Here is a 16,749-nt window from a genome sequence, read left to right as displayed (position 1 = left end):
ACGACGCACACTCCGCCCCGGGCGTCCGACCATGTCGTGCAGGGCCTCGACGATCTGCCTGTGGCCGGCCGGCACCACCAGGACGCCCCGAAGAGCCGGGAGGCTGCTGCTTCGAAGCCACTGAAACAAGGATTCGACCGCCGCACCGGCCCCCTCCCCCTCCCGGGCCGGCCGACAAGTTACGGAGTACCCGTGACCCAGCGCCCGGAGCGCGCCGACGCCCAGCGCAACCGAGGGGCGGTCCTGGCCGCCGCCGATGCCCTCTTCGCCGCCAGCAGCTCCCCGCACAGCGTGTCGATGGACGACATCGCGGCGGCAGCGGGGGTGGGTAAGGGCACCCTCTTCCGTCGCTTCGGCGACCGCGCCGGCCTGATCGCTGCCGTGATCGCCTCCCGCCTCGAACCCCTCCAGCAGGAGGTACGGGAAGCACAGGACGGTGCCGAGTCGCCACCGCGGCAGCGCGTGGCGGATCTTCTCGACCTCTCGCTCCGCTTCAAGATCGAGAACCGGCACCTCATGTCGGCTGCGGAGGACGCCGGGCTCAGCAGCCCCTACCAGGCCGAGCACTACAGCTGGTGGCACGGGACCTTGGGGGCGGAATTGGAGCTGGTGCCCGGCGTCCACGACCCGGACTACACGGCCCACGCCCTGCTGGCTGCCATCCGCGCCGATCTCGTGGTCTATCTGATCGATGGCCAGGAGATGGAGCCCGAAGCCCTGCGGACCTCACTCGCGGCGTATATCGACAGCGTTCTCGGCTGAGCGAAGCGGGCCCGGTGCGGAGCGCCGGGCCCGCACGTCGTCAACCATGACGGAACGCTGACGGCCGGCGGCAATTGCTGGCCCCAGGGCACCCGAGGCGGTCAGATCGAACCGTAACGGAGCACGACGCAGGACAGGAGAGGCCATGGAAGTCGCCGAGCGGCAGCGCGTCATACTCTCTCAGGCGCGCGACAAAGGGTCGGTCGAGGTATCGGGGCTGGCCGTCCAACTCGCGGTGTCGTCGGAGACGATCCGGCGGGATCTGCGGATGCTGGCATCGTGCGGATTGTTGCGGCGCACCCATGGTGGTGCGTATCCCGTGGAGAGCCGGGCGTACGAGACCTCGCTGGAGACGCGGACGAATCGCCATGTTCCGCAGAAGCGGCGGATCGCGGTGGCGGCGGCGGGTTTGCTGGGGCCGGCGGAGACGGTGTTCATCGATGAGGGGTTCACTCTGCAGCTGATCGCGGAGGCGTTGCCCGAGGACCGGCCGTTGACGGTGCTGACGCCGGCGCTGGGGACCGCGCAGGTTTTGAGCCTGCGGGACAATGTGACAGTGCTGTTGCTGGGTGGTCAGGTACGGGGGCGTACGCAGGCGACGGTGGGCCCTTGGGCGTCGCGCATGTTGTCGGGGTTCGTGATCGACATGGCGTACGTGGGCGCGAACGGGATTTCCCGGGAGCACGGTCTGACGACGCCGGACCCGGCGGTGGCCGAGATCAAATCGCAGGCGATGAAGGCAGCGCGGCGCAAGGTGTTCTGCGGTGTACACACGAAGTTCGGCGCGGTGAGCTTCTGCCGGTTCGCGGACTTCCGGGAGTTCGAGACGATCGTCACCGACACAGACCTGCCCAGCGCCGAAGCGCAGCGCTACGCCCGTGCGGGCAGCCACGTCCTGCGCGTATGAGAATCACTCCGGGCCGGTGTGGGCCAACCGGCCGCCGCGGAGGACGTTGCCAGAGCGGCCGGGGACGCTGACCGCGGCCGCGGCCGCGGCCGCGACGGCGACGGCGATCGCCTTCGACACCGATGAGGCTCCCCTCAGAACGGTCGTACGACGGCGAAGACCGGCATCGCGTCGATCCTCTGTGTGGTGACGGTGCGCCCGGGCCGGGGAGCGTGCACCACTTTCCCGTCGCCCACGTACATGCCCACGTGGGCGCCCCCGCGATAGAAGATGAGGTCTCCGGGGCGCACCTGGGAGACCGGAACCCGGGAACCGGCGTTGATCTGGTCCCACGTGGTGCGCGGGAGCCGTATGCCGGCCCGCGCGTACACGTACTGCATGAGCCCCGAGCAGTCGAACGCGGAAGGCCCTTCCGCACCCCAGACGTACGGCTTGCCGATCTCCGCCAGTACGCCGCCTACTGCCGTCGACGCACGGACGGACGGCATGGCGGCGAGCGCGGCGGGGGAGACCTGTCGGGTCTTCGCCAGGGTTTGCGCCGGAACCGGCACGGAGCCTGCGGTCCGGCGGACCGTCGCCGTCCGCGGTTTGGTGCCGACGAGTGCCTCGCGGCGGGCCGTTTCCTGCTTCTCGCGCTCTGCGGCCAGAGAGGCGGCCGCCTGCGCCCCGGCCTCCTTCGCGCCCGTCCGCTCCCGCTCGGCCAGCTCCCGTTCCATGGCAAGCTCCGCATGGTCCTGCCGGACCTGCTCGCTCCTGGCGGCCCACGCCCGCGATCCCGGCCGCTCCTCTTCCCAGCCGGCCTCGCTCGGCAGCGGGTCGCTCTCGGCCCGTGATGGACTCTGTGGCCGGTCGGACCTGTCCTGCACCGTGACGACGGCACTCGCGTTCGTGGCCAGGCCGATGCTCCCGAGAGCGGCGACGGCGGTGATCACGCGAACGACAGCGCGAGTACGCATGGGTGGACTCTCCTTAGGGCAGGTGCGCCGGTCCGAGGATGAGGACGGTCGCGCCGCCGAAGGCGGGCTCGAAGCCGATCGACCTCTCAAGTGATCCTAAAAGCAGCAAGGTTGTCCATCCGCTTCCGATTTCCGGGACCGCATGTCCGATCCATGACCACTGCCGTTCCCCGCGTGCGGCGCGTGAGCCGGTCGAGGGATGGCCGCGGCCGTCCGGACCGACTGATTGACGCGTGGGGGTGTGGCGTTGATGACCGCCCGGGACACGGAGGCCGGACTGCTGCCGAGCCGGCTCGTTCAGGCCTTACCGTTCGTGCGGCTGACGCAGCATCAGTACCGACAGGCCGGGTAGCGCGGCCCAGAGGACCGTGCCATCAGATCCGTCGACGCGGTCGAGCGCAGCACCGCGTTCCGCCGGGCTCCGGCGACGACCCGAACGGGCACGCTCCCGCTTCGACCGCTCAAGCCCATAGGCGGCGGGGAGGGGCCCGAAGTCGCCGTCGGGCCGGTCCCAGAAGTGCGGGGCGCCGGTCAGCTGCTCCCGTACGGCGGCCAGCTGGTCCCGATCGCTCGACACGTGGTGGAGGCATGCTGGTCGGCCAGGTGTCGCAGCGCTGTTGGCCGGTGTTGAGACGCTGCTGGAGCCCTGGTGCGCGGGTGGCGGCCGGGTAGGCTAGTTTGCTCGGATGAGTCTCCTTGATGATGTGGCCGAGCGCGACGGCTGGCGGTGCTGGGTCTGTGACGAACCGGTCGACCCCGACGAGTCGGTGAACGACCCGCGGGGGCCCAGTGTCGACAGCCGGACCGCCGACCGGAAGGCCAAGGTCGCCGAGCGGCTCGCGCACCGCGGGTGCAATACCCGCAAGGGTGCGGTCAAGGTGGTCATCGCCTGGCCGGAGCGCCTGTACGTAGTCGAACCCGCGCCGCTGATCGCCGTTGCCGACAGGCTGGAGCGCAAGGGGGGCCGCGAGATCGTGGGCCGTTGTCCGACCAGGAAGGACGCCCAAGAGGCGGCGGATTGGCTGGTGGACCGGTTCTCCCGACTGGTGCCGGGGATGCCGGTGACCGCCGGCATCGAGGCGGGCGGCGGCCAGTTCCTCGTCATCCTGACCACCGGCCGCCGCTGATCGAGGATCACCCGCGCACACGCGCGTCGAGATGGTGGTCATCTGACTGTCCAACGCCGCAAAGCCTGGCCGACCAGCGTGCGAAGTGTCGGTGGCCAGTCAGATCTCCCCGCCCACGGCCGCCTGACGGGAAAACAAGTGGCCGTGGCTCGACTCATCGTCAGTGACGAACATGAGCCTCCTCGCAGCGGATGGCCCCCGATGCCCACGGTTCTCGTGGTGGCGCCGTCGGCCTGGAGGCCGACTTGGGTTTGGGTGTTTTCTGCCATCCTGCGGCGGACGGTCGATCAGACGTTCTTCAGTGGCCGTCGCACGGGTCGTCGCCCGCAGGCACCGGCTTGGTGTCGGCCGCCAGGCAGGAGGAGTACACCCGCGGCGGCGTGGGCCGCGGCTCCGGTTCCGACGTGGCGCACACCGTAATGATTGCCCCCGCACTGACGAGGGTGAGCCCTGCCATCGCGGCGAGCCAGGTACCCCGGCTCACCGGTCGCCGCGGAAGTGATTGCGGAGATCGTCGCGGCAGTCGTCCTCGGCGTCGACCTTGACTCGCGAGAAGGTCAGCACTCCGTCTCCCTTGCCTTCCTGCTTGGCCTTGGCCAGCTGCATCTCGATGTCCGCGATGTAATCGGCGCACTCGCCGCTGACGGGCTTCTCGGGCTGCGGGTCCGGTGCCGAGGAGACGTTCAGTTCGGCGGTGGCGGCGAGGCCGGCCGCGCACAGCACGGCCCACACGGCAACCCACGTGCGGCTCATCCGTATCGGTTTGGGCATCCAGGCATCCTACGAGCGCCGCGGCGGCCTGTCGCCGAATCCCGGCTTCCTCATCGAGGAGGCCAACGAGGGAGCCTGCTGGCATCGCCGACGAGGGCGACGGTGTCGGGTCTGGTGCAGCTCTTTGGGTGACAGGTTCGGTCACGCGGCCTGGAGGGCCGGTGTGGTCATGACGGTCTCGAATTCGACGGGGGTCGGTCGGCCGAGCGCGGCTTGTCTGCGGCGGCGGTGGTAGGTCCGCTCGATCCAGGTCACGATCGCGATCCGCAGTTCCTCGCGGGTGGTCCGGCTCTGGCTGTCGAGCGCCCGGACGAACTTCCAAGACCGGAACTGCGATCCGCGATCACTCCCGTCCGGGGTCGGCGAACCGGCCTTCCGCCAAGGTGGATAGTGCCGCAGGATCCGCAGAGCGGCCGCCGGCCGCGGAGGATCGCCCGGCGCCACCGGCCGACGGGGGCGGGAGCGGGACCGAGACGCAGCCGGACCGGCCCGACTCCAGCGCGCCGTTGAACGCGGAGACGCAGAACTCGAAGTTCCAGTTGCCCGGGAACAGGAAGGCGATCTCGTGCGAGGGGATGTCGGTGGAGGATTGGTCCGCCGTGAACGGGCCGCCCGCGGTGGCGTTCCGTACCCACACCCGGTATCCGGCCGCCTGGGCGGAGCCCTGCCAGGTGAGGCGGACGGTCGTGGCGTCGAGGGACTGGATCTTCACGTCCGCCGGCACGGGGGGCACGCCCGCGCCGACCGTCACGGACCTGGCCACGGTGGGCATGCCGCCGCCCGCCCGGTTCCAGGTCGCCACCGCGACGAGATAGTGGTGGCCCGGTACGAGGCCGTCGATCCGCGCGGACGTGCCCCTGACCGCCGTGCTGTTGATGTAGGAGCCAGGCACGTCCTTGTCCCAGGTGATGATCTCGTACCGGTCGATGCTGTCCGTGTGCGGGCCGGTCGGCGCGTCCCAGTACACGTCGAGTCCGTTGGAGTAGGGAAGGGTGGAGACGTTCGTGGGCGGGGCGGCGGTCGCCGGGTGCGCGGTCGCGGAGACCGTCTCGGACCATACGGACACGCCGTCGGTGCCGTTGTCGGTGTTGACCTGGTACTCCCAGGTCCAGCCGTCCTCCGTCCAGGTGGTGTCGTAGCGGTTGGTCGAGACGTGGGTCTGGTTCCAGTTCGCGGCGCCCGCGAGCCGGTACCGGACCGTGTAGCCGCGCGCACCGAACACCGGTGACCAGGTCACCTTCACCCCGCTCGGGACGGACTCGGCCACCAGGGTGTTCACCGGGAACGTCGGCCGCCGGGGGATCGTCTGCGGGATGCCGGGCACGAACTGGCCGATGTCGTACCCCTCGTGGAGGGTGCGTTCGAAGGCGGACGCGATCTGGAACTCACCGAGGGCGTTGGGGTGCAGGTTGTCGTAGCCGCCCGGGCAGGTGTTCGTGTCGCAGCCGTACGCCGCCTCCCAGTCGACCAGCTTCACCGGCGAGAGCGGGGTGCTCCAGGACGGGATCGCCGTCCGGAGCATGTCGTTGAACTGCCGGGTCTTGACGATCAGATCCTGGCGGCCGTCGATGAGCGGCCGCATGGGCACGTTCGCCACGGCGAAGCGGACGTCCGGTTTGGCCGCGCGCGACCGGTCGACGAGGGTCTTCACGCTGTCCAGGGTGCCGATCCAAGCCGATGGCGTCCATCGGGGTGACGATCACGAGGGTGTCGTCGACGGCTTGGACGGTGCCCTGGAAGTCGGCGCTTCCCTCTTGCGGCGGATAGATCCCGACGCTGTGCTGCCGGGCGCGCTCGGTGAGCGAGGCACCCAGGCTCATGCCCGCGGCCTGGTCGGCGTGGATCTGGTCGACCAACTCCTTCATGCGGGCGCGCACATGCTGGCGGCGCTCGGCGATCGGGAAGTCCAGGGCCATGACCAGGTCGTTGTCGTTCGCCGCGAGCGAGCGCAGACCGCCCGCGTCCTTGGCGCAGCCCAGCCGCACCGTCATCGGCGCTCCCTGATCGCCCTCCGTGGCGAAGGACGTGGCATGGGTGCCGCACAAGGAGGCGGCCCCGGCCGCGGAGCCCTGCGCCGCGGCGGGCTCGGCAGGGTGCCGAGCAGCAACGCCAGGGAGACCAGCAGGGTCAACGCGTACGAGCGCGGCGCTGATCCCCTCGCGCCGGACCGCCCGCGGACCGGTCGTAACCTATGCCCCCATATACCCATGTCGATGTGAGCTCCTTCCGGGCCGGGATGTCCAGACCAGCAGCGTTGATCATGTCGTACGGGTACGCGACGCGCAGGCCAGGGGGAGAGCGTCAGCGCCCACTCCGCCGCTCTCCTCGTGGCGCGGGAGGCTACCGCCGTGGCGGCGGTCGAGCAGGCCTGTACGGCGACTCGATGGGCCGCCACTGGCGAAAGCGGGAGGTCGCACGGCGACCCAGGGCGGCGGTAGTTACATGATCGGGCGAACAGGTCCGGTACGGGTCGCCCAGAGGAACCCGCACGTGTCGTGCCCCGGCCCCGGCCGCAGTGCGCCGGCGTCCCCGGCTCAGGGCGCGGTGGCTTCCCAGGCCGCCTTGATCATTCGGAAGACCTCGTCCACCGGCGCTTCACTTGGCGGACGTGAGTAAAGGGCAACGCCCATGGGACGGCCGATCTTCGCCGACGAACCGGCGGGCGGCAATGCGCGCCCGCTGCAAGGCCGCCGTCTACAGTCCAAAGGCCAGCAGGATCGTGACCGTCGGCGGGACCGTCGCGACCCACCCCGCCCAGCGGCCCGCCCTGGCCAGGGCGGGGTGGCGCCGGCACAGCCAGAAGGCAACCACGAGCAGTGGAGTAGCCGTCCAGGACCCAAACCAGAAGACCGTGACGACCGCCACGGTCTGAGGATGAACCTCTGCGGCCATCCCGGCCAGGGCCCCGAAGACGAACGCCACCGGAATCAGGGCCACCGCCAAGGTCGTGACCCACCGCAGCACCACGTCCGCCGCAGGGGTTTCGACGGCGCAGTCGGTGGTCAGGGAGGGTGTTGTCTCGTGCATGGGTACAGCCAATCGGCTCCGGCGCCGGTTCGCTTGCGCGGGCGTACTCAGGGCCGGCAGGTCTTCGTACTCATCATGCCCAGGCAGCTGCCCAGGCGTCGGGGCCGTCACACGGAACTGCGGGCCGTGGGCCAAGCTTGAGTTGCAAGCCATCGGGATCCCATTTCACAGGACATTTGCCAACTCACGCGCTCACCTGCCAAGTGCAGGGTTCTGACCGCACTTCCGTGATGGCTGCGTTCGGTGGAGGGCGTGATTCGGACGCTGAGCCCTGAATGGGCGGTGCGCCGTGTGGAGCGGTGGCTACGCTCCGGGGATGCCTCGCGCGCCTCGCCACCTCCACCTGCTGACCGGCCTGCACCCTGAGTTGGCCTTCCACTTACCCGAGACGGCGGACGGTGTCGCGGAGGCGGGGGAACGGCTGGGGAAGTCCGGGTGGGAGATGTCGTGGATCGTGGTGATCGACGGGCCGGGTGAGGTCGGGTTCCAGCAGTGGCCGCCGGGCACGGTCGTGGTGCGGAATCCGGTTCACGGCGGGGTGTCGGCGGCCCGCAACCGCGCCCTCGCCCTGGCCGGGGAGGGCTGGGTCCTCTCCCTGGACGCCGACGACCTCCCCGATGCCGAGGGACTGGCCGCCTTCGCAGGCGACCCTCTCGTTGATGAGGAGGACGTGGGCTGGGTCTCCGCCAACCGTTCGTTCCTCGACGGGGCTCCCTCGGTCCACCACCGCGACGCAGCGCGCGGCTGGGCACAGCACGAACTCAGCCCGGCGTGGACGCTTCCGGCCTATCCCTTCAACGTGAGCTCGGTACTGGCCCGTACCGAAGTGGCACTCGCGGCCGGCGGCTGGCCCGCTCTGATCGTCTGCGAGAACATCGGATGGGTCCTGGCCATGTCCGAGCTGGCCGCCGGGGCATCGAGCACCCACACCGTCACCCGCTACCGCACCTGGCAGGGCCAGACCACGCACCACACCTGGTTCGACCACGAATTCGTCACCGCCTACACGGCGGTCACCCGCATGACCAACGCCAGGCGCAAGATCATGGGGCAGCCGGCCGTCACCTTCCCGGTTCCCCCCACCTCTGGCGTCGGTGACTCCGCCCACCGCCGACGGCAAGCCCCACCAGGACCGTGACACCGACAGCCGAGCCCCTACGCATACGGCGATGATCACAAACACACGCCGACTCCTCCGTCCGCCAGAGCACCACCGGGCGGCCCACAGCCGTAGCCGTCACGGAAGCGCGAACCCTCCGGCCACCCTTCCGGCGTAGAGCAGGGGACGGGGGTCGCGCAGGGCCTCGGCCGGGAGATCACCGAGGCGGTGCTCCACTCCATCGGCGACGGGCACCCGTGATGGCAGACGGACGTGGACTGGGTCATCCGCAACCCCGACCGGATGATCACCGACGCCTACTCCGACTAGGCCGGGTGCGCTCACCAGTGCGGGCCCCCGGTCCGTGGCGGGCCTCGGCCGGAGTCGCTTCGACCGGCCGGGTCCCGCCCGTGTGGACCCTCTCGTCGCCCTGGCACCCTGACATGCACGGGCCCCGGCTGCGCGCCGGGGAGACCGGGTGGGTGACACGCTCACGCCCGCGGCTGCACCACGGCGCGGCGGGTGCCCCCTCGTCCAATGGAGCCCTTCATGTTGGAGCGCAGGTCGCGCAGGGACGGTACCGAAGTCACCTTCGTTCTCCCGGGGGAGGATCCGCCGGGGCCGGTGAGCGTGGTGGGGATTTCAACGACTGGCGGCCCGGCGTCCACAGGCTCCAGCCGCGAAACGACGGCAAGCGGGCGGTCACGGTCGCACTGCCCGCCGAGACGACCCAGTCGTTCCGCTACCTGGCGGCGGGCGACTACTGGTTCAACGACGAGAGCGCCGAGGACCGCGACGGCGCCAACAACCGCCTCCACACCTGACCTGACGCCCGCCCGCCCGCCCGCCGAGAGCCAGGGCGCTATTTCTTTTCCCCGGTCGGGAGTCCGGAGACGTCCGGGTCAAGGTAGGCCGGGCCCGGCAGTCCCTTTCGCCGCATGGCGATCCCCGTCAGCGCCTCGAAGATGGCCCGGCGGGCGTTCATCGTCGTGGTGTAGCCGGGATCGAGGTGGGGCGCGACCTCGACGATGTCCATACCCACGACCGGTGTCTCATGGCAGATCCGGCGGATGGCCGGCAGCAGTTCGCGATTGGTCAGGCCGGGGGGCTCCGGCGTGCCGGTGCCCGGCGCGAAGGCCGGGTCCAGCACGTCGATGTCCAGTGACACGAACAGGTACTCCGGCCCGTCCAGTGCCTCTTCGATGGCCTGCTGCAGCACCGCGTCGAAACCGCGCCGGTCGATCTCGGCCATGAAGTGCGTGCGCATCCCGTGCTCGCGCATCCACTCGAACAGTTCGGCGTCGGGGGCGATCGCACTGCGCAGGCCGATCTGGATGAAGTTCCGTCCGGGGACGTGCTCGTCCTCGATCAGCCGGCGGATCGGCGTGGCGTGCGAGACGGGATGCCCGAGCAAGTCACGGGAGCAGTCCGGATGCGCATCGAAGTGGATGACCCCGACCTTGCCTGCCCCGTACACGTCGGCCACGGCTGCGGCATCGGGCCACAGGATCGAGTGGTCCCCGCCGAGCACAATCGGGATCGCGCCCGTTTCAGCGATCTCACGGACCAGTGCGCGGATCGGTTCCATGGAGGTATCGATGCTGAACGGGTCGACCGCGGCGTCGCCGTAGTCGACCACCGTCAGCTCCTCGAACGGCTTGATGCGGGTGCTGGGATTGACCAGCATCTGAGGCGTGTTGGGCAGGATCCGTTCGTCCGCGCGGATCGCGCGCGGCCCGTAGGCGGCTCCCCGGTGCCCGACGGACATGTCCACCGGAGCCCCCAGGACCGCCACATCAACCTGGCCGGCGCGCAGATCGTCGGGGTTGAGGCACAGCGGCAGCCCGAAGAGCGTGGCGATCCCGGCGTAGGCCGGTACGAACGCGTACCGCTGCAGGTTGATCGGCCCCGGCTCACGCCTCGGGCCCGACGTACGGTCGACTTCCCACTTCCAGGCATCCGGGGGTACACCCTCCACATCCAGCTCCTCTCGATCCCGTCCGGGCAAAGGTGCGACCGCGGAGCGCGGCCGGGCTCGCGTCATTGCGGCCGCGACCGGCAGCAGCGGGAACGCGGGCAGCACCGACGGCGCCCCGCTGGTCATCAATCAATCCGACCTGCGCCGAGCGCGGCGACATCCCGGCACGACAGGCCGCAGCAGTCAGTCATTCGGACTGCTGACCAGACGTCCTGCGACACGCGATCACGGCCATAGCCGCCACTGCCCACCACGCGCCCCAGGAGCAGATCCATGCAACGGATCCCGCCTCCGGGGTACCCCAGCGGTTGAGCCAAGGGGAGAACGCGGCCAGGCCGATACCGCCTCGCCGCCACGAAACCCCAGCTCACAGCCACAGTCTGAGATCTCAACCGAACCCGGGGCGGTTCACATCAAGCGAGGGTGGCCTCCCCTCTCTCATTACTCTGACGACATGAACGTGTTTGGCGGCGTTGACGGCCGGTATCTGGAGATGACCAACGCCGGCACGGCGGTGTTCGTGGACGTGCTGATGCTCGCCGTGTCCGCGCTGGCCCGCGAGCCGTGGGATTTCCGCTTCGCCGCCCTGCTGACGCTCCAGGACCAGAACGTGATGGGGCGTGGGGTGGTCGGCTTCGACCTGGCGGAGCTCAACTGGGGGGACACGGCGCAGGAGCGGGTCGCGGCCAAGGACTTCCTGCTACGCGTCCTCGATCTGGCGCTGTCCCGCCACCGGTGGGAGGAACTGACGTACGAGCCGCCCCGGGTCGAGGGGTACCTGCGCACGTACAGGGCGATGGTGGAAGAGTTCGACCCTGCGACCGCGATGGCCGGCACGGGCGTCCTGCCCGGGCCGGGCGAGGCCGCGATGGCCTCGTGCCTACGCCACCGGGTGCTGGACGCGCTGCCGTTCTGGGAAGCGTGCGTGTTCTGCACAGCCGGGGTCTGAGGGCGTACGTCCCTGCGAGACCGGTCTCGCAGGGGTGATCCCGTTCCCGCCCAACTCGTCGTCGCCGAGCTCAAGCTAGATCCGCCGATCTCACGTACAAGTTTGGCGGTGCAGACGCCCGCAGGCCCCTCCCACGGCACGAACCTCGCGGTGGACTTCCCGCTCACCGAACTGCACGTCGGAGTTCACGGGAATAGGGCGTCCGGTACGAGGTCGCACCCGCCATAGCCGACAGTCCGGTCAGCGCGCTGTCCCGCGCCTGGTGGGCTGGCTATGGGGGCCGAATACATGTACCCCTTCCGGCGCGTCACGGTGCAGAACCGTGCTGTAGGACGTGCGGGGTTCGCCGGCTGTGTGAGACATCCCCCTCCCGTCGTCGTGGCGCTGGGGGCCTGAAAGGTTGACTATGTAGTCATGACCTCCTCGCCCCGCCCGCCGCGCGTCGGTGGCCGACCGGATCCGATAGGCGGGACTACCCCGCTCGGTGGAGAGTCCGCTCCCGCCCGCGGGTACCTGCTGGACAACGCGCGCGCCGAGGCCGGCGAGCGATTCGTTTGGCTGGCCGAGCTGTTCGACGGTGTGACGCGGGGGCACTTCGATCGATTGGGGGTCAGGGCTGGCTCGCGCTGCTGGGAAGTGGGGGCCGGTGGCCCCAGTATCCCGCAGGCGCTCGCGGCGGCCGTCGGTCCGACCGGGCACGTGCTGGCCACGGACATCGACCCGTCGTGGCTGAAGGCAGGCGACGGGTACGAGGTGCGCCAGCACGACGTCGCCGCTGATCCGCCCCCGGAGCCGGGGACGTTCGATCTGGTGCACGCCCGGCTCGTGCTGGTCCATGTACCCGACCGGGCTCGCGCGTTGGCCACGATGGCGGCAGCGCTACGGCCCGGCGGCTGGCTGCTGGTCGAGGACGCCGATACCGCTCTGCAGCCACTGGCATGCCTGGACGACAGCGGCCCTGCGCAGCGGCGGGCCAACCGGCTGCGCGACGAGGTCCGGGAGCTGCTGGCGCGCCGCGGCGCGGACCTGCGCTACGGCCGGACACTGCCGCGGGCATTGCGTGAGGCCGGCTTGGTAGATGTCGCCGCGGCGGGCTCTTTCCCGGTCGGGGGGCCGGCCTGCGACCGGCTGGAGGCGGCGACCATCCGGCACGTGCGCGGCGAACTGCTCGCGGCCGGCCTGGCCGACGACGCCGAGATCGACGCGCACCTGGCCGCCATCCACGCGGGCAAACTCGACCTGACACTCGCGCCGCTGATCTCGGCCTGGGGACGCCGTCCGGCCGAGCACCCTCCGGCACTCGGCTAGGCCGTGTTCTAGCTGGTCGGCGTGTGACCGCAAGGGAGCCCGTCTCGATCATGGGCGGGGACGGCGAAGGGCCCCACCCGGCGCGTACTTACGGGTGGAGCCCTTCACTGCGAGACGTGACTGCCTGGTCAGGCTACTCCTGCGCGGTGCGGCGGCGCCGCATCCACCATGTCAGGGTGACGCCGGCCGCTGCGAGGGCAGCGGCGACACCGGCGATGAGGCCCACCGGTGTGTTGGAGCCGGTGTCGGCGAGGTCGCCGTCGGGGTCCTCCGGTGTGGGCGGGGTGTTGTCACCGCCGCCGGGGTTGGTGGGGTCCGGGGCCGGGGTCGTCGGGGGGTTGGTCGGCTTGCCGGTGCCCGACGGGGTCGGTGTCGGGGTGGGGTCGTCGCCGGGATCTTCGCCGCCCGGGTCCTCGCCGCTGCCGTCTGTGGCCGGGCCTCCGCCGAGGTACAAGGTGTCGAGGTCCCGGTAGGAGGCGTCATCGGACTTGCCTGAGTTGACGGTGGTGTTGTCCAGGTCCCGGTTCTGGGTGTCGAACTGGGCCTTGGGGATGTTCTGCTTGGGCTGCTTGGAGAAGTCGACGCCGCCGACGCCCTGCTTGTACAGCTTGCCGCCGTACTCCAGCTCGAACCACTCGATGCCCTCCTTGATGGACTGCATGTACGCGTCCCAGACCTTTTCACGGGTCCAGTCCTCATGCGGAGCGCGGATCGGCCAGGCCGAGACGTCGTTGGAGTCGATGATGTCGTGGAAGTCCGTCGGGGACTTGGCGTCCTGCTGACGGATGTACTCGGCGGCGACGCGGGCGTTGTAGACGGCGCGCAGCTCGGCGTACTTGGGGTCCTTGTTCACCCGCTCCTGGATGACCGGGACGATGTTCGCGTTGACCGAGCGTTCGATGGCCTTCTTCTCGGCGTCCGAGAGGTCGGTGCATTCGGTGGAGCCGGGGACGGTGTAGTCGACGTCCAGCCACTGGGCGGAGACGTCCATCGGCGATTCGAGGATGTAGATCCCGCCGTCCTGCTCGCGGACCTTGGCCTCGTCGGGCTCGATCCAAAAGCGGGTGCCGGGGAAGCAGGGGATGCCGTTGCGGCGCGGCGCGGTGTCCCAGTACAGCTTGCCCCCGGGATGCTTGTCGGGGTTCAGGGCCTCGGAGAAGTCGTGCTTCATGACCAGGTCGGCGTCGAGGAGGACGCGGCCGGCGTCGGTCTTGCCGAACTTGGCGTCCATGACCTTGCCCGGCTGGTCCGGGTTCAGGTTGACCCAGAACTTTTCGGGGGTCAGGGCGAGCCAGGTGAACAGGGCGTCGGAGGAGAGCTGCATCCGGGCTTCGCCGCCGAAGCCGGGGTTGTTGTCCGGGTCGGGCATCTGGTCGGCGCGCATGGAGTAGCTCATGCCCTTGCCCTTTTCGAGGCCGCCGACGTACCGGAGTTCCATGGTGGTGAAGTCGACGCCGCCCGGGCCGCCCCTGGGGAGGGTGCCCCTCGGGTCGAGGCGGTTGGCGTCCCGCTGGTAGCGCTTCGCCTCTTCCAGGGTCTTCCCGGAGGACAGGGCCCGGTCGTTGACGGGGCCGCGGGTGCCGCACGTGTTGGCGCCGACCGCCGCGAGCTGCGTTGTGCCGGTCTGGCAGGCGGGCGCGAACCACCGCTGATGGTCCGAATACCCCTTGATCGGGTTGGTCTTGGGCACCGGGTTGTACATGCGCTGGTTTCCGCGCACCTGCCCGGTCTTCCCGTTCCGCATGTTGCGGACGTCGCGCTCCAGGTCGTCGATGACCTTGACCTGGCCCTTGGTGAAGGGCTTCGCACCGGTGAAGCGGAACTTGTGGTCGGGCATCGACTTGGCGACGACCCGGTCATTCGCAAGCTGCTTCGCCGTCAGCTTCGAGTTCGACTTGAACTCGTTGAACTCTTTGCTCTTCTGGTTGTAGGCGTCGTACCGGCGCTCGCCGACCTTGTCGCCGTTCTTGTCGAACAGCTCGACGGTGACCTCACACAGCCAGTCCGGGCCGATCAGCTTGTAGTCCTTGACGAGCTGCCGTTCGAAGCCCGAGCCCTTGTGGTTGTTGATCTGGTTGCGGATGTACCGCTTGTCGAACCAGTGCTTGAACCCCAGGTTCTCCTTGTTCGCGAAGTACCGGGCGTAAATCTCCATCGCCCGGTCCGCAGGCTTCCCCGACGCGTTGGCGATCTTCTTCCATGCGTCGACGTTCTTGTCCAGGTCCCCGGGGACCTTCGACAGGGCCTCGGTCTTCTGGGCGGCTGTCGGTGTCTGAAGGCCGTCGTACGCCTGTCCCGGAAGGTCGAAGTCGAAGTTCCTGGGGAGGGCAGTGTCCTTGTACAGGTTCCCGGTCGGGTTGTCGGGGAACCCGGAGTCCGGCGGTGTCGTCGGGGCGGTCGGGAGGCCGTTGCGGGTGTCGCAGCGCTTTCCGGATCCCGCCTTCATCTTCGCCGAAACCGGCGGCAGGCTCGGTGGTGCGGCCTCGACGGCCTGGAGCCCGGTGGTGACGATCGCGGCCGTCAGGCCGACAGCGGCCGTGAACCTGGCGGCTAACCGCCACTTGGACGGTATTCGAATGTGTTTGTTCAAGAGCTCGTCCTTCCCTCTCCGGTGGGGCCTTGAGGGGGTGTGGGCGGCGCGTGGGCCCCCGTGACGTGTACGCGCCGCCCGACCACCATAGCCCCCACCTGCCACAAGTAAGGACGAGTTAAAGCGTGTCGACGAAGCCTCAACACCACTGCGCAGGACGCCAGTTCACACGTCGCGACCCCCGGCCCCAGGGGCACCAGCCGACTTGCGCCTAGACGAAGTACAAGCTCTCCATGTCCCTCACCGCGTCTTCGGAGTGCCGCACACGGAACGCCGTCGTCTCCATCTCCTCCCACCCCCACGGATCCGATTGCCCGAGCGCCAAGCCCCCCAGGCCCGCCCAGTAGACCTCGTTCGCGGGCACGTTCAGGTCGACGCCGGCGTTGTCCACCATCCACCCCCTGAGATCCAGCGACGCGATCACCGCACGCGGATCGCCCGAGATGACGAACGGCTCATCATCCGGCCATCCCGATGCGTGGAACATCGTTCCGTCCGGCAACCACACGATGTTCTCGGTGTGCTCCATCCCCCCGTGGTAGGAGACCCGTCCCACGATCCGCGCATCCGGGAACCGCTCCCGCAACTCCTTCGCCGCCGACCGGAGCGGCTCGTCGTTGCCGTCGGTCGCGAACGCGGGAGTCACGATGCTCAACATGCCGCCCCACGCGGCAGCGTGCACGATGTCCAGATCGGACCGTGCTGCCGATGGGAGCGGGGTCTGCGCGGAGCGCGGCCCGAGGTCCTCCAGGACGGCCTCGATGCCCTCGAACGACTCGACGAACGCGCGTGCGCGCTCAGGGTCGTTGGGGGGCAGGTTACGGGCGTCGACGTTGAATGGCGCCTCGAACGCTGTCAGGTGGCACAGACTCATCGAGCCGCGCACGATCCGGTCCGGCGCAGAGGTCCAGTAGGTGTTCTCGTTCATGCGGGCCACCGTAACGGCCGGCGATGACAGAAGTGCCGCCGCCCAGCTCCTCGACAGGTGTGCGCCCCGTGCGCTGGTGGAACTCACCCCTGCCCAGGTTCGTCGCGTTCAGGAACCGGCGGGTGCGGGGTGCGCATCGAGGGCCTGACCCACTCCGACCGCCTCTAGCCGGCGCAGGACATCGGCGACGTCCTCGTGGTCCTCGGTGAGGATCTGCACGGCGAAGTTGATGACGTCGCGGGCGATGCCCTCCGCCGCTTCCGGCCCGGCCTGCGCCCAGGTCCGCAGGGAGGTGGATCCTCGCCCCTTTCCCTAGCGCGGCAAAACATCGCCTGCATCCAAGGGCG

General features: G+C 69.6%; 17 protein-coding genes and 1 pseudogene. 8 read left to right on the top strand and 10 right to left on the bottom strand.

The genetic code is table 11. From position 1 onward, the window contains the following. The first annotated feature begins 192 nt into the window (after positions 1-192). Both ACIQU4_RS18175 and ACIQU4_RS18170 read left to right on the top strand, forming a co-directional pair. Positions 193-762, top strand: coding sequence for a TetR/AcrR family transcriptional regulator (locus tag ACIQU4_RS18175; protein ID WP_403731279.1), 570 nt, complete (start codon positions 193-195; stop codon positions 760-762). Positions 763-907: 145 nt separating this feature from the next. Then, a complete protein-coding gene (locus tag ACIQU4_RS18170; RefSeq protein WP_403731276.1) occupies positions 908-1,669 on the top strand; it encodes a DeoR/GlpR family DNA-binding transcription regulator in 762 nt (253 codons plus the stop codon). Between the two features lie 134 nt (positions 1,670-1,803). Here ACIQU4_RS18170 and ACIQU4_RS18165 read toward each other — a convergent pair whose 3' ends face one another. Continuing rightward, positions 1,804-2,625 carry a C40 family peptidase gene (locus ACIQU4_RS18165; protein WP_403731274.1) on the bottom strand — a complete coding sequence of 274 codons (822 nt, stop codon included), beginning with the start codon at positions 2,623-2,625 and terminating at the stop codon, positions 1,804-1,806. Positions 2,626-2,929: 304 nt separating this feature from the next. Beyond that, positions 2,930-3,202 (bottom strand): hypothetical protein, encoded by a 273-nt coding sequence (locus tag ACIQU4_RS18160; RefSeq protein ID WP_403731271.1) that lies wholly within the window; start codon positions 3,200-3,202, stop codon positions 2,930-2,932. 109 nt (positions 3,203-3,311) lie between these two features. On the opposite strand from ACIQU4_RS18160, the gene ACIQU4_RS18155 reads away from it, so the two are divergent. Continuing rightward, positions 3,312-3,752, top strand: a complete 441-nt coding sequence (locus tag ACIQU4_RS18155) for a hypothetical protein (protein WP_403731269.1) — start codon at positions 3,312-3,314, stop codon at positions 3,750-3,752. A 480-nt stretch (positions 3,753-4,232) separates the two neighbouring features. Here the strand turns inward: ACIQU4_RS18155 and ACIQU4_RS18150 are convergent, their stop codons facing one another. The 3 genes and pseudogenes from ACIQU4_RS18150 to ACIQU4_RS18140 all read right to left on the bottom strand — a co-directional run bounded on the left by ACIQU4_RS18150 (position 4,233) and on the right by ACIQU4_RS18140 (position 6,045). Then, on the bottom strand, positions 4,233-4,523 hold the full coding sequence (locus ACIQU4_RS18150) for a hypothetical protein (protein WP_403731267.1): 291 nt from the start codon (positions 4,521-4,523) through the stop codon (positions 4,233-4,235). Positions 4,524-4,664: 141 nt separating this feature from the next. Then, positions 4,665-4,871, bottom strand: a pseudogene (locus ACIQU4_RS18145) (IS3 family transposase); the annotation flags it as partial. Then, on the bottom strand, positions 4,867-6,045 hold the full coding sequence (locus tag ACIQU4_RS18140; protein ID WP_403732098.1) for a fibronectin type III domain-containing protein: 1,179 nt from the start codon (positions 6,043-6,045) through the stop codon (positions 4,867-4,869). The pseudogene ACIQU4_RS18145 and the gene ACIQU4_RS18140, both read right to left, overlap by 5 nt. A gap of 139 nt (positions 6,046-6,184) precedes the next feature. Between ACIQU4_RS18140 and ACIQU4_RS18135 the strand changes: the two genes are divergently transcribed. Continuing rightward, the gene (locus ACIQU4_RS18135; RefSeq protein WP_403731263.1) at positions 6,185-6,742 is read left to right on the top strand and encodes a hypothetical protein; all 558 of its coding nucleotides are present in this window, start codon (positions 6,185-6,187) and stop codon (positions 6,740-6,742) included. 475 nt (positions 6,743-7,217) lie between these two features. Here the strand turns inward: ACIQU4_RS18135 and ACIQU4_RS18130 are convergent, their stop codons facing one another. Further along, entirely contained in the window at positions 7,218-7,550 is a 333-nt protein-coding gene (locus ACIQU4_RS18130; protein WP_403731260.1) for a hypothetical protein, read from the bottom strand. A gap of 316 nt (positions 7,551-7,866) precedes the next feature. Between ACIQU4_RS18130 and ACIQU4_RS18125 the strand changes: the two genes are divergently transcribed. Then, positions 7,867-8,688 (top strand): glycosyltransferase, encoded by an 822-nt coding sequence (locus tag ACIQU4_RS18125; protein ID WP_403731257.1) that lies wholly within the window; start codon positions 7,867-7,869, stop codon positions 8,686-8,688. Between the two features lie 443 nt (positions 8,689-9,131). Next, positions 9,132-9,473: a hypothetical protein gene (locus ACIQU4_RS18120; RefSeq protein WP_403731254.1), complete on the top strand. Its 342-nt coding sequence runs from the start codon at positions 9,132-9,134 to the stop codon at positions 9,471-9,473. Positions 9,474-9,511: 38 nt separating this feature from the next. Here the strand turns inward: ACIQU4_RS18120 and ACIQU4_RS18115 are convergent, their stop codons facing one another. Next, positions 9,512-10,627: an agmatinase family protein gene (locus tag ACIQU4_RS18115; protein ID WP_403731251.1), complete on the bottom strand. Its 1,116-nt coding sequence runs from the start codon at positions 10,625-10,627 to the stop codon at positions 9,512-9,514. A gap of 125 nt (positions 10,628-10,752) precedes the next feature. Further along, complete coding sequence (locus tag ACIQU4_RS18110; protein WP_403731248.1) at positions 10,753-10,902, bottom strand: hypothetical protein; 150 nt, start codon at positions 10,900-10,902, stop codon at positions 10,753-10,755. Between the two features lie 179 nt (positions 10,903-11,081). Here ACIQU4_RS18110 and ACIQU4_RS18105 point away from each other — a divergent pair, with 179 nt between their 5' ends. Both ACIQU4_RS18105 and ACIQU4_RS18100 read left to right on the top strand, forming a co-directional pair. Further along, entirely contained in the window at positions 11,082-11,576 is a 495-nt protein-coding gene (locus tag ACIQU4_RS18105) for a hypothetical protein (RefSeq protein ID WP_403731245.1), read from the top strand. Positions 11,577-11,990: 414 nt separating this feature from the next. Then, positions 11,991-12,884 carry a methyltransferase domain-containing protein gene (locus ACIQU4_RS18100; protein WP_403731242.1) on the top strand — a complete coding sequence of 298 codons (894 nt, stop codon included), beginning with the start codon at positions 11,991-11,993 and terminating at the stop codon, positions 12,882-12,884. Positions 12,885-13,017: 133 nt separating this feature from the next. Here ACIQU4_RS18100 and ACIQU4_RS18095 read toward each other — a convergent pair whose 3' ends face one another. Together ACIQU4_RS18095 and ACIQU4_RS18090 are read right to left on the bottom strand one after the other, a co-directional pair. Further along, positions 13,018-15,474: a hypothetical protein gene (locus ACIQU4_RS18095; RefSeq protein ID WP_403731239.1), complete on the bottom strand. Its 2,457-nt coding sequence runs from the start codon at positions 15,472-15,474 to the stop codon at positions 13,018-13,020. A 211-nt stretch (positions 15,475-15,685) separates the two neighbouring features. Next, positions 15,686-16,402, bottom strand: a complete 717-nt coding sequence (locus tag ACIQU4_RS18090; protein ID WP_403731236.1) for a DUF6333 family protein — start codon at positions 16,400-16,402, stop codon at positions 15,686-15,688. Between the last annotated feature and the right edge of the window lie 347 nt (positions 16,403-16,749).

This window comes from Streptomyces sp. NPDC090741, assembly GCF_044769045.1.
Taxonomy (GTDB): Bacteria; Actinomycetota; Actinomycetes; order Streptomycetales; family Streptomycetaceae; genus Streptomyces.
The sequence above is the reverse complement of the archived record's forward strand: the minus strand, read 5'-3'. Positions and strand labels throughout refer to the sequence as shown.